At 73.1% G+C, this 13,356-nt stretch carries 10 protein-coding genes; 3 read left to right on the top strand and 7 right to left on the bottom strand.

The genetic code is table 11. The features are described from left to right. Positions 1-8: 8 nt before the first annotated feature. The 4 genes from ACIO6U_RS01270 to ACIO6U_RS01255 all read right to left on the bottom strand — a co-directional run bounded on the left by ACIO6U_RS01270 (position 9) and on the right by ACIO6U_RS01255 (position 5,568). Positions 9-2,291, bottom strand: coding sequence for a germacradienol/geosmin synthase (locus ACIO6U_RS01270; RefSeq protein WP_401714717.1), 2,283 nt, complete (start codon positions 2,289-2,291; stop codon positions 9-11). A 219-nt stretch (positions 2,292-2,510) separates the two neighbouring features. Then, complete coding sequence (locus ACIO6U_RS01265; RefSeq protein ID WP_401714715.1) at positions 2,511-4,028, bottom strand: phytoene desaturase family protein; 1,518 nt, start codon at positions 4,026-4,028, stop codon at positions 2,511-2,513. Between the two features lie 35 nt (positions 4,029-4,063). Then, positions 4,064-4,672, bottom strand: a complete 609-nt coding sequence (locus ACIO6U_RS01260; protein WP_355334153.1) for a DUF4126 domain-containing protein — start codon at positions 4,670-4,672, stop codon at positions 4,064-4,066. Positions 4,673-4,953: 281 nt separating this feature from the next. Beyond that, complete coding sequence (locus ACIO6U_RS01255; RefSeq protein ID WP_355334150.1) at positions 4,954-5,568, bottom strand: TetR/AcrR family transcriptional regulator; 615 nt, start codon at positions 5,566-5,568, stop codon at positions 4,954-4,956. A gap of 164 nt (positions 5,569-5,732) precedes the next feature. Between ACIO6U_RS01255 and ACIO6U_RS01250 the strand changes: the two genes are divergently transcribed. The 3 genes from ACIO6U_RS01250 (at position 5,733) to ACIO6U_RS01240 (ending at position 7,828) form a co-directional block, all read left to right on the top strand. After that, positions 5,733-6,230, top strand: coding sequence for an SAV_6107 family HEPN domain-containing protein (locus ACIO6U_RS01250; RefSeq protein WP_355334148.1), 498 nt, complete (start codon positions 5,733-5,735; stop codon positions 6,228-6,230). Between the two features lie 151 nt (positions 6,231-6,381). After that, positions 6,382-7,152 (top strand): methyltransferase domain-containing protein, encoded by a 771-nt coding sequence (locus ACIO6U_RS01245; protein ID WP_391043951.1) that lies wholly within the window; start codon positions 6,382-6,384, stop codon positions 7,150-7,152. A gap of 247 nt (positions 7,153-7,399) precedes the next feature. Continuing rightward, positions 7,400-7,828 carry a DUF3040 domain-containing protein gene (locus tag ACIO6U_RS01240; protein WP_355334142.1) on the top strand — a complete coding sequence of 143 codons (429 nt, stop codon included), beginning with the start codon at positions 7,400-7,402 and terminating at the stop codon, positions 7,826-7,828. Positions 7,829-8,278: 450 nt separating this feature from the next. Here the strand turns inward: ACIO6U_RS01240 and ACIO6U_RS01235 are convergent, their stop codons facing one another. The 3 genes from ACIO6U_RS01235 to ACIO6U_RS01225 are packed head-to-tail and all read right to left on the bottom strand — an operon-like array spanning position 8,279 to position 13,229. Further along, positions 8,279-10,681 carry a transglutaminaseTgpA domain-containing protein gene (locus ACIO6U_RS01235; RefSeq protein ID WP_391043952.1) on the bottom strand — a complete coding sequence of 801 codons (2,403 nt, stop codon included), beginning with the start codon at positions 10,679-10,681 and terminating at the stop codon, positions 8,279-8,281. Beyond that, positions 10,678-12,207 (bottom strand): DUF58 domain-containing protein, encoded by a 1,530-nt coding sequence (locus ACIO6U_RS01230; protein WP_401714711.1) that lies wholly within the window; start codon positions 12,205-12,207, stop codon positions 10,678-10,680. The genes ACIO6U_RS01235 and ACIO6U_RS01230 overlap by 4 nt, the downstream gene beginning before the upstream one ends. Further along, positions 12,207-13,229, bottom strand: coding sequence for a MoxR family ATPase (locus ACIO6U_RS01225; RefSeq protein ID WP_188283215.1), 1,023 nt, complete (start codon positions 13,227-13,229; stop codon positions 12,207-12,209). Before ACIO6U_RS01225 ends, ACIO6U_RS01230 begins: the two co-directional genes overlap by 1 nt. Positions 13,230-13,356: the final 127 nt, after the last annotated feature.

Raw genomic sequence — 13,356 nt, 5'->3', positions numbered from 1 at the left:
CCGGCCCGCTACCCGGCCTGGGTGCGGGCCGCGTGCAGCAGTGACGGCAGCCGGGCCGCCGCCGTGCCCAGGCCGTTGGGCGCGGCCCAGGTCTGGGCGGGCAGCACGGCGGCCACGTGCGGGAAGTCCCGCCGCAGCGTCTCCTCCTCGTACCGGTGGCAGCCCTCGTGCCAGGTGAGGATGCCCGCCAGCCAGTCGCGCAGCTCCTGCGCGTAGCCGAGCAGCACCTCGCGCGCCGCGTCGTCGAGTGCGAACTCCTCCAAGAGCGTGGGCAGTTGGTTCTCGGTGATGTGCTGGAACTCCTGCATCCGCGCGGCCATCAGATCCCCGACCACGTCCATCGCCTCCTGCGGCGAGCAGTCCAGGAAATTCTGCACGACGAGCACCGCGTTGTGGATCTCCCCCTCGAACTCGATCTCCTTGCGGTACGAGAACACGTCGTTGAGCAGGCAGGCGAAGTCGGCGGCGGCCACCTCCATGGACTGCACGGGCCGCGAGCGGTAGACGGCGTCCGGCAGCGCGTCACCGTGGCCGATCCGCGACAGGCTCATCGTCAGGTCGGAGCCGAAGGTCTTGCGGCGCATCTCGATGTAGTCGACCGGGTCCGGCACCCGGTTCTGCTTCTGGTTGGCCAGCTCCCACAGCCAGCTCTCGCACATGTCCTCGACGGCGAAGCGGAATTTGCCCCGCGCGTCGGGGGACATCGGGCCCGCGGTGCGCCGCCACAGGTCCGCCAGACCCCGTTCCAGCGCGCTCACCGGCGTGGGCGCGGGCTCGTCGCCCAGCGGCATGAACAGCTTGAACCGCTCGGTGGCCAGCCGGGCCGCTCCGGTGTCGGGGGACCGGCCGAAGACCAGCGGGTAGTAGTCGTCGCCGTAGGTGCCCCAGGTCAGCCAGTCCGTGGTGAGGTTCAGCTCCTCCGGCGAGGCCGCCGGGTGGATGCCCGCCGCGCACAGCGCGAAGTCGTAGTCGGCGAGCTTGCGTTCGTTCCACAGCCCGCCGGGGACGGGGAAGCCGGGCTCCGCGCCGAGGATGCCCATCGCCCGGCCCCACTCCATGTTGTGCCGCCGGGCGGTGTCCAAGTGCGGGCTGAGCGTGGTCTCGAACGGCATGTGGATCTCGGCGCGCCGGACCGTGTCGGTGCGCTGGTGCGGGGCGTGCGAGAAGGACCGGGCGCGCTGCGGCAAGGTCGCGGCCAGCGAGTGCAGGATCTGCGCGGCCGAGGTGCCCAGGCCCGTCGGCCCGCCGATCGCGCCGCCGCCGATACCGGCGCCCGCGCCCACCGCGCGGGAACTGCCGTCCGCGCCGTTCATGTACCGGCTGGAGCGCATGTGCCACTCGTGGCCGCCCGACTGCCAGTCCTGGAGTCCCTTGACGTACGCGAAGACGCCGAGACGTTCCTGCGGGGTCAGGCCGAACTGCCCGAACAGCGGCTCCACTTCGGTGAGAGCGGTGTGCTCGAACTGGTGCAGCCGCGAGGTCAGCAGGTCGTTCACCCGGTCCGCTGCCTGCTGGGCGGTCAGATCGAGGAACCGCTCAAGGACCAGGACGGCGTTGGAGAGTTCGCCCTCTTCCTCGATCTCGCGCTGGTACGAGAACAGGTCGTTGCGCAGGTGCACGCTGTCCGCGAAGCAGTCGCGCAGCACCCGCATCGCACGGCTCCCGGCGATCCGCGCCGGTACCTCGGCGCCCGCCGCGTGCTCGATCAGATTCGCCGACCAGGGCGCGCCGCCCACCTTGCGGCGCATCTCGATGTACTCGATCGGATTCGAGACCCGGCCCGCGTTGATGTTGGACAGCTCCCAGAGCGACTCCTCCAGCAGGTAGTACGTGCTCTCGTGGAACCGCTCCCTGAAGTCCTGCGACATCGTCGGCACCGTGCGCGCCCACAGGTCCGCGAGCCCCGCCTCGACCTGGTTGGTCGGCTCCGGCACCGGCTGTCCGGGATCCACCGGCATGAAGGCGGGCAGCCGGTCCAGGTACGCTTTCGCGCCCTGCATGTCCTGGCTGCGCTTGAAGATGTCCAGGAAGTGGTCGTCGAAGAAGAACACCCACACGTACCAGTCGGTGACCAGGTCCAGTTCGGGACCCGACGCGTCGGGATGGGTGTACGCGCACAGCAGCGCGTAGTCGTGGGCGTCGTAGTCCGCCTCGTCCCAGATCCCTGAGCCCTCGATCATGTCCATCTCGCGGGCCCACGCCTTGGAGTGCTCCCTGGCCCGTTCCAGGTGGGGGTTGAGCCGCGCCGGATACGGCACGTAGAACTGCGGGAGTTCGAAGGGCTGCGGCATGCTTCGTACGGCCTTCCGCTCGGTGATCACGGGCCGCCGTTCACGCTAGGCGGCCACCGCGCGCCCCCGGAGCGCCCACCGGGCTTTTCCGTCCGATCGGTTGAATCCGGGCGGTGGTCCGCTTAAGGATCTTCGCGGCGGTAACGGGGGCGGCAAGAGGCGGACAGCGGACGGGAATCCGTCGAGCGGGCCGTCAACGAGCGCGCGGCGCACGCCCGTTCACCGGCTGCCGCCGGGCCCGCCCATGATCAGGTCGGCCACGATCGCGCCCGACATGCCCGCGTGCGGCAGTCCGCCGCCGGGGTGGGCCCAGCCGCCGACCCGGTAGAGACCGGGCAGCGCGTCGGCGTTGGGGGAGCGCAGCAGTGAGCCGTGCGCGCCCGCGAGCGCCGGGGCGGGGACCGAGCCGCCCGGTGCGCCGGTCTCGCGTTCCGTGTCCGCCGGTGTCCGCACGATCCGCCACAACTCCCGCTCCCGCAGGCCGGGTACGGCCGCCTCCGCGGCGGCCACCGCCCGCTCGGCGACGGCGTCGGCGGCGCCGGGAGCCGTCCAGTCCAGGCCGGCCCGGCCGTGCGGCGGCACGGTCACCCTCACGGTGACCGCCTCGTGCCCGTCGTCCGGGCGCAGCGCGGGGTCGTCGGGCCGCAGCACCGTCACCGTGGGGACGGCGTCCGTGGTGCCGGGGGAGTCGAATGCCCAGGTCAGCGCGCGCTCGCGGTCCGGGGCGTGCATGACCGTACGGTGCACGGCGTCGGCCGGGCGCGCGCCGCGCAGCGCCAGGTGGACGGTGAGGACACCCCGCGGGTGCCGCGGGCCCCAGTCGGGCAACTCGTCCTCGGACTCCCAGGGCAGCACGTGGTCCCGGTAGAGCGCGGGCAGCGGCGCGCCCGCCACCACGAAGTCGGCCTCCGCCGTACCGCCGTCGGCCAGTTCCACCCCGGCGGCCCGGCCGTCCTTCTCCAGCACCCCGGTGACCTCGGCGCCGAACCTGAACTCCACCTTCCGTGCCAGACAGCGCGCGTACACCGCGTCCGCCAGCGCCCGCAGCCCGCCGGGCACGTACCAGACCCCGAAGGTCTGCTCCACGTAAGCCAGTACGGTCGCCGAGGCGGGAGCGGTGCGCGGGTCGAGGCCGTAGTCGAGCGGATAGCTCTCCAGCAGCGCGGCCAGCCGGGGGTCGCGCAACTCGCCGTCCGCGACGGCGGACAGGGTCCGCGCCCGCGCCGCGCGCCGCAGCAGACCGCGCTTCCCGGCCGCCGGATACGGATCCTCGCGCAGCGCGGCGGTCGCCCCGGACACCGCGTCCTCCAACAAGGGCCTGCGAGTGGCCTCCCAGGCTTCCCGGGCGCGCAGCATGACCTCGCTCCACCGCTCGCCGCTTCCGGCGCCCAGAGCGCCGTCCAGCGCCTCCATGACCCCGGAGCGCGACGCGTTGGGCAGCGTCAGATCCGTACCGTCGGCGAAGACGTGGCGGGCGGCCGGATCGGCCTGCGCCAGACCGACGGACTGTTCGAGCGACTCCCGGCCGGTCTTGACGAACAGATCGCGCTGCACGGCGGGCAGCAGCAGGAGACCGGGGCCGGTGTCGAAGGCGAAACCGTCCCTCTCGACCCGGCCCACACCGCCGCCGTACGTCGCCGACCGCTCGTGCACCACCACCCGGTGGCCGCCGATGGCGAGCCTGGCCGCCGCCGCCAGCGAGCCCATACCCGCGCCGATCACCGCAATCCGTGCCATGGCAGGGACTGTATCGAAGGCCGCCCGGCAGGCTCTCAGGTGGGCGCCGGGGTGCCGTTCCGGTTCTTGCGCTCCCTGCGCTCCCTGCGGCGGCGCAGCGCGCGCCGGATCCGGGACAGCAGCAGGAGCACGACGGTCATGCCGAGCACCAGCAGTACCGCCGCGATGATCGCGGCGGGCAGCGGATGGAAGAGCGCGAAGGTGACGATGCTCGCGACGCCCAGGTCCTCGGCGAGGCTGACCACGATATTGCTCGCGGGCTCGGGCGAGGTGTTCACCGCCAGCCTCGTGCCCGCCTTCACCAGATGGCTGGCCAGCGCCGTGGACCCGCCGACCGCGCCCGCCGCCAGCTCCGACAGCGAACCCGACTGCCCGGCCAGCAGCGCCGCCACCACCGCGCCCGCGACCGGCCTGATCACCGTGTGCACGGCGTCCCACGCCGAGTCCACGTAAGGGATCTTGTCGGCCACCGCCTCGCAGAGGAACAGGGCGGCCGCGATCAGCAGCACATCGGTGCGCTGGAGCGAAAGCGGCACCTCGTCGGTGATACCCGCCCTGCCCATCACACCGAGCAGCAGCACGACGGCGTAGGCGTTGATCCCGCTCGCCCAGCCGCTGGTGAAGACCAGCGGAAGTACGGACATGCGCGGGACTCTAGCGAACCGCGCCCACTGTCACCGAGTGAAATCGCGCGGTCATGAGTATCCGTACCTAGACGCGCGGTTGAGTACGTTCGCGGATGGGGCGTCGGCCGGGAAACCGGAAGAGTGGGGACCGCGGACGGGCTTCGGTGCCAGAACCGCCGACACGGGGCGGCGGAAGTACACCGGTCCGTACGTGAACGGGGGGCGCACGGGGGAGGCGCTGTTCTGGCACGGACCTGCGGGGGACCGGACCCTGCCAGAACAGCGCACCCGCGGACCGCTCACTGGCGCGCCGAACGCCCGCCGACCCTGCCCTGGAGCAGCCGGGACAGCGCCGCGTGCACCTCGTCGATACCGCGCTCCGGCTGGAACGCCTGCCAGTCCAGCGCGGCGACCAGCACCATCCCGAACAGCGCGGACGCCGTCAGCGGTACGTCGATCTCGTCGTTCAGCTCACCCGCCGCCACGGCCTCGCCCAGCACCTTCTCGACCACCGCCACCGCCTCCTGACGCAGGATCATCAGCGTGTCCTGCCAGGCGCGGTTGGTGCGCCACAGCTCGGCCACGTAGAGCTGTGTGAAGGACGGGTAGCGCACGATGAAGTCGAGCCCCGCGTGGATCATCGCGTCCAGCGCGTCGACCTTGCCGCCGCCCTTGGCCTCCGCGTCCTGCGCGGCCTCGCGCAGCGAGACGGTCAGCAGACCCACGCCGTGCCGCAGCAACTCCTCGAACAGGTCGTTCTTGCTGGCGAAGTTGTAGTAGACGGTGCCCTTGGCGACCCCGGCCCGTTCGGCGATCTCGTCGACCGTGGTGGCGGAGAAGCCCTGTTCGGCGATGAGGGTGACGGCGGCCTCGTACAGCTTCTGACGAGTGGCCTGGCGTCGTGCGGTGGTCATGGTGCCGATTCTGCCTGTCCGGCGTCCGGCATGTTCACCGGGCACGTTCACCCGGCGGATTCCGGCCACCGCGCGAATGTCCCGTTTTCGGGCGTTACCCCAGGTCAGGACCGATTGTCAGTGGTAGCCCCCACTATGGGTGGCACGGAGAAAGGAGGCTCGCCATGGCAGCTCCCGTAAGCGACATCCATCCTGTGCTGCGCCGCGCCACCGCGTCACCCGCCGCCCTTGACCTGCTCACCCAGGCACACCTCGGCCTCGAAGAGGCCGCCGTCCTGGAGACTCCGAACGAGCGCTACGCCACCGCCCACCTCGCCGCCCTGCGCACCGCCGCCGCGGTGCTCGCGGTACGCGGCCGACCCGAGCCCGCCCCGCGCCGCCGCCAGCGGATACGCACCGCCTGGGAGGTGCTGCCCGAGGTCGCGCCCGAACTGGCGGAGTGGAGCGCCCTGTTCGAGGCGGGCGCGGCCCGCAGGGCCCGCGCCGAGGCCGGCATAGCCGGAGCCGCGGGCCCCCGCGACGCCGACGACCTGCTGCGCGCCGCGACCATGTTCCTGCGCCTGGTGGAGCGCATGCTGCTCCTCCAGCCCGCGCTCGCGGGCAAGCCGCCCCTGATCCCGGCCCCCGCGGCCGCGGAGCCACCCCGCAGACGCGCCAACTGACACCCGGCCGCGCGCGGCGGCCCCGTCGTCCTGGTCACGCACGAGCACCCGGACCACGACACCCGGCCGCGCGCGCGGCGGCCCCACCTCGGCCGGGGGCTCTAGAGTGGAGCCGCCCGATGTGACCAGCCCCTGCGAGGAGCCGCGCGCCATGTCCCGTCAAGGAGGGGTGGACCCGATGCGCCCCCGTGCCAGTCTGCGTACCGCCGTGGTGTGGGAGGTCCTCAAGGACGCTCTCGAACGGCGGGCCAAGACCGCGGACACGGCGGCACTCGACGTCCTGGACACCGGCGGCGGCACCGGCAACTTCGCGGTGCCCGTCGCCCGGCTCGGCCACCGCGTCACCGTCGTCGACCCCAGCCCCGACGCGCTCTTCGCACTGGAGCGACGAGCCGCCGAGGCCGGGGTCACCGACCGGGTCAGCGCCGTCCAGGGCGACACCCACGGGCTGCCCGACATCGTGCCCCGCGCGAGCTGGGACATGGTGCTGTGCCACGGCGTCCTGGAATACGTGGACGACCCGGCGGAGGCCGTGCGCAACGTGGTCGGAGCGCTCCGGCCCTCCGGCGCCCTCAGCCTGCTCGCGGCGGGCCGCGGCGGCGCCGTACTGGCCCGCGCCCTCGCCGGGCACTTCGCGGAGGCCCAGCACGCCCTCGGTGACCCGGACGGCCGATGGGGCGACGGCGATTCGCTGCCCCGCCGCTACACCGCGGACCAGCTCACCCGGCTGGTCACCGACGCGGGCCTGCGGGCCGCCGCCGTGCACGGCATCAGGGTCTTCGCCGACCTCGTCCCCGGCGTCCTGGTCGACACCGAGCCGGGCGCCCTGGAGGCGCTGCTGCGGCTGGAGCTGGCAGCGGCGGAGGAGCCCGGATTCCACTCGGTGGCCACCCAGCTCCACGTCCTCGGCGAGCGCGGCTGACGGACCCCGCGCGACCCCCGGAAGGACCTCTTCCGCTTCACCCGCCCCCGCCACCGGCCGGAGTAGTCGGTCACAGGCCCCCCGTACCGCCATTGCTGACCGTATGCTGGCATGACGTAACGGCGGACGGGGAATGAAGCCCCCGTCGGATTGGCGTAGTGGGGCGGGTTTCATGGGGGCGAATCCCTGCCTATCCTGAAAGGGTCGGACCGGTCGCCCCCCTGCGACCGACGAGTAGGAGGACTCCGTGCCGCTCTCGGAGCACGAGCAGCGCATGCTCGAGCAGATGGAGCGAGCGCTGTACGCCGAAGATCCCAAGTTCGCGTCGGCGCTTGAGGGAAGTGGGCTGCGCACGTACACCAGGCGGCGTGTCTACCAGTCGGTGGCGGGCTTCCTGGTCGGTATCGCGCTGCTCATGGGCGGCATGATCGCCAAGCAGCCCTGGATCAGTGTGGTGGGCTTCCTGGTCATGCTGGCCTGTGCGGTGCTGGCCGTCACCGGCTGGCGCAAGGCGGGCAAGCCGGGCGAGGCGGCGCCCGCCGCCGGGGTTCCCGGTGCCCCCGGCGCACCCGGCCGGCGGCTCAGCCGCCGCAACCAGGCCAAGCGGGGCAAGGTCATGGACCGGATCGAGGAGCGGTGGCAGCGCCGCCGCGACGAGCAGCAGGGTGGCCGCTAGAGGGTCACTTCCGCCAGCACGGCGCACCGTCCGAGGGTCCCGCACCCTCCCGGCGGTGCGCCGATCTTTTTGCCCCCCGTGCGCCCACCTGTCGCCGTGCGGCGAGCCGATCCCTGAGGGTCGCGGCCCCTGAGGCCGTGCCGGCGCGAGGCATGTGCCCGGAGGGGCGCTGGGGGGCGCCTCCCAGCGTTAGCTGGGGGAGGAACCGCGCGGTCCGCCGCCGACCGCGCTGAGGAACCGCGCGGTCCGCCGCCGGCCGCGCTGAGGAACCGCGCGGTCCGCCGCCGGCCGCGCTCCCGCAGGTCACCACCCGCCCCGGCGGGGCAGTCCGGTCGATCCCGGACCACCGGCCCCTGGGGGTGGGCGCGCTGCTCCTCCCGCCCCTGACGGGGCACGCCCCGCGCGGACAGCGCAGCCCCCTGAGGGGCGCCCCACCCGCGCGGTGGGGACTCACGCCTGGCGGGCCAGCCGCCTCCTCAGCGGAGCGACAAGGCGATGCCCGGCCTCGGACAGACGAAGAGTGACCGCGGACCACCGGTCAGAAAGGTGCCAGATCACCCGGGCGGAGGAACGCGGCAGAAGCACCGCCCGAAGGCGACCGCGGCGCCCGGCCGCCGCGTGCAGGCCCTCGCGGACGTGCCGGACATCGGCCGGCAACCCGGTGACCGGCTGGGGCCTGGGCGAGTAGAGCACCTGCTCCACCGCCGTGGCCAGGGCACCCGCGGAGACCGCGGCCTGGCCGGTCAGACCGCCGTCCTGGACCAGCCGGGCCATCGCCCGCCGCGGGGTCTCGGAGTCGTCCGGCGGGACGCCGTAGTCCCAGCCGGTGTCGACCACCTCGCGCCAGGCGGACAGGGCGAGCCCTTCGGCCCTGTCCCGTCCGCCGCCGAGCCGTCTGGACCGCTGTCGGCGCCGCCAGAGCATGGGCAGCAGCGGGACGGCCAGCACCAGCAGCGCGAGCAGCGTGAGCACGGCGATCCTGCCGCCGCCGAACCCGCCGCCGCCGGAACCGCCGGAAGCGGCCACCGCCGTGTTGTCGCAGGAGCTCTGCGCCCGGTTGTCGCTGCCGCAGCTCGCGCTCGCCGACGGCGTCGGGGTCGGCGTCGTCGCCGTGCCGTGCTGCCCCTGGTCGGCGGGCTCGTTGGTGCCCGAGGGCGTCGTGGTCTGGGTGTACGAGGGGGCCGTGCCCCGGTACGGGGTCGGCTCGAAACGGGTCCAGCCGATGCCCTCGAAGTACAGCTCGGGCCAGGCGTGCGCGTCCTTGAGGCCCACTGACATCGTGCCGTCCGAGCCCTGCTGCGAGCCGGGGGTGAAGCCGACCGCCACCCGCGCCGGGATGTGCAGCGTGCGGGCCATCGCCGCCATGGTGAAGGCGAAGTGGATGCAGAAGCCTTCCTTGGTGCGCAGGAACCGCGCTATGGCGTCCACGCCGGTGCCCGACTGCGCCTTGGTGTTGTAGACGAACGCGCCCGAGGTGAAGTACCGCTGGAGCGCCAGCGCCTTCTCGTAGTCGTTGTTCGCCGACTCCGTCACCTGCTGCGCGGTCTGCGCGACCACCTTCGGCAGCGAGCCGGGCACCTTGGTGTACTCCTCGGCGACCCGTCCGGTGGCCGGGGGCGCGGCGGCGAGCTGCGCGGCCGTCGGCTGCACCTGCATGCTCGTGACCGAGTACGTCAGACCCGAGGTGTTCTGCCCGCGGTCGCCGATGATCGTCCGGCCCTCGGGCTCGAACCGCCAGTGCCCCGACACGTCGACGCCCAGCGCCGGGAAAGGCATCGGCAGCCAGCCCTGCGCGTAGCCGTCGTCGACCTTCACCGTCGTCTGGACCTTGGAGTACTTCACGTCGGAGGCCATGCCCGCGGGCTGCGGCAGCACCGACGGGATGTCCTCGATCTTCCGCTTCGACGGCTGCCACTGCGTGCCGTCGAACTGGTCGAGCGCCACAATCCGCAAGTACATGCTGGACAGATCGGTGGAGTTGGTCCTGTACGAGAGGACTTCGCGGTTGTCCTGCTGGTTGAGGTTGTCCTGGAGGGCCACCACCGGGTTGACCGCGGAGATCGTGCCGCCGCGCCCCGGTCCCGTACCGGTGCCCGAGGTGTCCAGCAGGCCGCTGCCCAGCGACGGCAGCACGGCGGGCGCGACCAGGGCCAGGCCCAGCGCCATCACGCCGATCCTGCGGCCGGTGCGCACCGGGGCCAGCGCCCGGCTGCCGGAGGCCGGGTTGGCGGAGCCGCCCCAGCCGTTGGCCGGCGGACCGCCGCCGAAGACCCGGCCCCAGCGCGAGAGCCGGTCCCGGCCCTCGGCCAGGAGCAGCAGCAGGTAACCGGCGGCGGCGACCACGAAGTACAGCCACTGCGCACCGCCGTTGGACAGCCCCGCGGCCACCGAGTACAGCGCCAGCAGCGGAAGTCCCGCGGGGGCCGCGCTGTTGTACGTGACGGCCAGCGCGTCCACCGCGAGCGCGACCACCAGCACACCGCCGACCAGCAGCATCCTGATGCCGGGGGTGACCGGCGCCGGGATGGCGAACTGGCTGACGTCGGTCAGCCCGTCGCGTACCAGGTCGCTGAGGTGGACGAAGGCGTTGGGACCGGGGATGACGCCGCCCAGTGCCTGGTGCGGCGCGAACATCACGGTCAGCACGAGCAGTGAGACCACCGCCTGCGCGAGGACGGTCAACGGCCGGGCCAGCGGCACCCGTCGGGCCAGCGCGCCGACCCCGGACTGGAGTGCCACGAAGAGCACGGCCTGGAACATCCAGCCCGCGGGGGTGGCCAGCGGCAGCAGCGAGCAGGCGGCCATCACGGAGGCGGCCGCCGCACACACCGTCAGCCGGGCACGTCCGCTCATGTTGTGGCCCCTGCCTCTTGCTGTTCCTCGCGTGAGCGGTAACGGTCGGCCCGCTGCCACAGTTCCGGCAGCGAGTCCCCGGCGCGTACCGACAGCACCGTCCAGCCCGCCTCGCGGAGCATCCGCAGCGGTGTCGGGGTGTCGTCGTCGGCGGCGCCGGTCTCCCGCGCGCCGTGCTCGGCCGGGGGCTCCGACCTGGCGCCCGGCTCGCGGGCCGTCCAGTCGTCGCTGTCCAGGACGAACGCGACGGCGCCGCCCGCCCGTTGCCGCATCCGGCCGACGTTGGCCGCCTGCTCCTCGTCCAGGTCGCCGAGGAAGGCCACCAGCAGGCCCTCGTGGCTGGACCGCAGCACCTCGTAGGCGCGGGACAGGCCGTCGCTGTGCGCGGAATCGGGGCCGGAGCCGGAGCCGGAGCCGGGCGACTGCGCCAGGTCGTCGGAGTGGTCGACCACGGCGAGGGTGTCCAGCAGGACGCCCGCCATGTCCGAGGAGTCGCCGACGTAGCCGCCGGTGCCCTCGGGGCCGGGGACGCTGCTGCCGGTGTCGGTCAGCAGCCGTACCGCGAAGCCGCGTTCCAGCATGTGGGCGGAGACCGAGGCGGCGGCCGAGACCGCCCACTCGAACGCCGAGTCGGGGCCCGCGCCGTAGTAGGCGGAGCGCCGGGTGTCCAGCAGGACGGTGCAGCGCGCGCGGTGCGGCTGCTCCTCACGGCGCACCATCAGCTCGCCGTACTTGGCGGTGGAGCGCCAGTGCACCCGGCGCAGGTCGTCGCCGTGCCGGTAGCCGCGCGGGATGACGTCGTCCTCGCCGGCGAAGGCCAGCGCGCGGGTGCGGCTCTCGCCGTAGCCGTTGGCCTCACCGACCAGGCGTACCGGCGGCAGCGCCTCGACGCGCGGCACCACGGTGAGGGTGTCGAACGCGCTGAAGGAGCGGGTCAGTTCGCACATGCCGAAGGGGTCGGTCAGCCGCAGTTGCAGCGGGCCGAGCGGGTAGCGGCCCCGCAGGTCGGAGCGGACCCGGTAGGACACCTCGCGGTGGCCGCCGGGCTCCACCCGGTCCAGCACGAAGCGCGGGCGCGGGCCGAGCACGTACGGCACCCGGTCCTGGAGCATCAGCAGTCCGGTGGGGATGCGCGAGACGTTGTCGACCCGCAGGTGCACGCGGGACTCCGACATGGCGGGCACCCGCGACGGGGCGAGCCGCCTGCTGCCCGCGACCCGGTAGCGGGTGCGGTACAGGACGGCGACGCAGACCAGCGGCAGGATCGCCAGCAGCAGTCCGACCCGCAGCAGGTCGGGCTGGCCGAGCACGTAGGCGCATATCCCGGCGGCGACCCCGGCCGCGACGAAGGACCGGCCCCGGGTGGTGAGTCCGCCGAGCGCGGTACGGAATCCGCCGCTCGCCTGCTGCGGTCCCGCGGCGCCCGGCGGGCCGCCCTGGCGGCCCTGCGCCGGGCCCCGCTGCGGCTGCGGCGCGGATTGCGGCGGTCGGGTCGGCGGCGGGGTCCCGGCGCCGGGCGTCGCCATCACAGGCCCCGCAGGCCCTGCGGGCGGGCGGACGGCTTCTGCGGCCAGCCGCCGGCCGCCGGGTCGGGCACCGGGACGCGCTGCACGATCTCGGCGACCACCTGTTCGGGGGTGCGCCGGTTCAACTGCGCCTGCGCGGTGGGCAGCAGGCGGTGCGCCAGTACGGAGGAGGCCAGGCCCTGCACGTCGTCGGGCAGCACGTAGTCCCGGCCGTCCAGCGCGGCGGAGGCCCTGGCGGCCCGCACCAGGTGCAAGGTGGCGCGCGGCGAGGCGCCGAGCCGCAGATCGGGGTGGTTGCGGGTGGCGCCGACCAGCGTCACCGCGTACCGCCGTACCGGCTCCGAGACATGCACCATCCGTACGGCCTCGACGAGCTTGACGATCTCGTGGGCGTGCGCGACGGGCTGGAGGTCGTCGAGCGGCGAGACACCGCCGTGCACGTCGAGCATCTTCAACTCGGCGTCCGGGCTGGGGTAGCCGATCGAGACCCGGGCGGTGAACCGGTCCCGCTGCGCCTCGGGCAGCGGATAGGTGCCCTCCATCTCCACCGGGTTCTGGGTGGCGATCACCATGAAGGGGCTCGGCAGTTCGTACGTGGTGCCGTCCACGGTGACCTGCCGCTCCTCCATCGACTCCAGCAGCGCCGACTGGGTCTTGGGCGAGGCGCGGTTGATCTCGTCGCCGACCACGATCTGCGCGAAGATCGCGCCCGGCTTGAACTCGAAGTCCCGCCGCTGCTGGTCGAAGACGCTCACTCCGGTGATGTCGGACGGCAGCAGGTCGGGTGTGAACTGGATGCGCCGTACCGAACAGTCGATCGACCGTGCCAGGGCCTTGGACAGCATCGTCTTACCGACACCCGGCACGTCCTCGATCAGCAGATGTCCCTCGGCGAGCAGCACCGTCAGTGCGATGCGGACGACTTCGGGCTTGCCCTCGATCACGTTCTCCACACTGCGGCGCACCCGGTCAGCGGTCGTCGTCAGATCGCTCAGGCTTGCTCGTGCGTCAAAGGTCGTCACCCGGTACTCCTCGGCCATGTTCCTCGGGACACGGTCATCCCTGGACCGGCCCACCCCACTTGCGTGCCGCTCGTGCTCGCGCCGGGCGAGGCAGTGCGGTGCCGCACGATGCATTCTTCCCTTACGC

The sequence above is a fragment of the Streptomyces sp. NPDC087422 genome (assembly GCF_044744145.1).
Lineage (GTDB): Bacteria > Actinomycetota > Actinomycetes > Streptomycetales > Streptomycetaceae > Actinacidiphila.
This window is presented reverse-complemented; position numbering and strand designations above follow the sequence as displayed.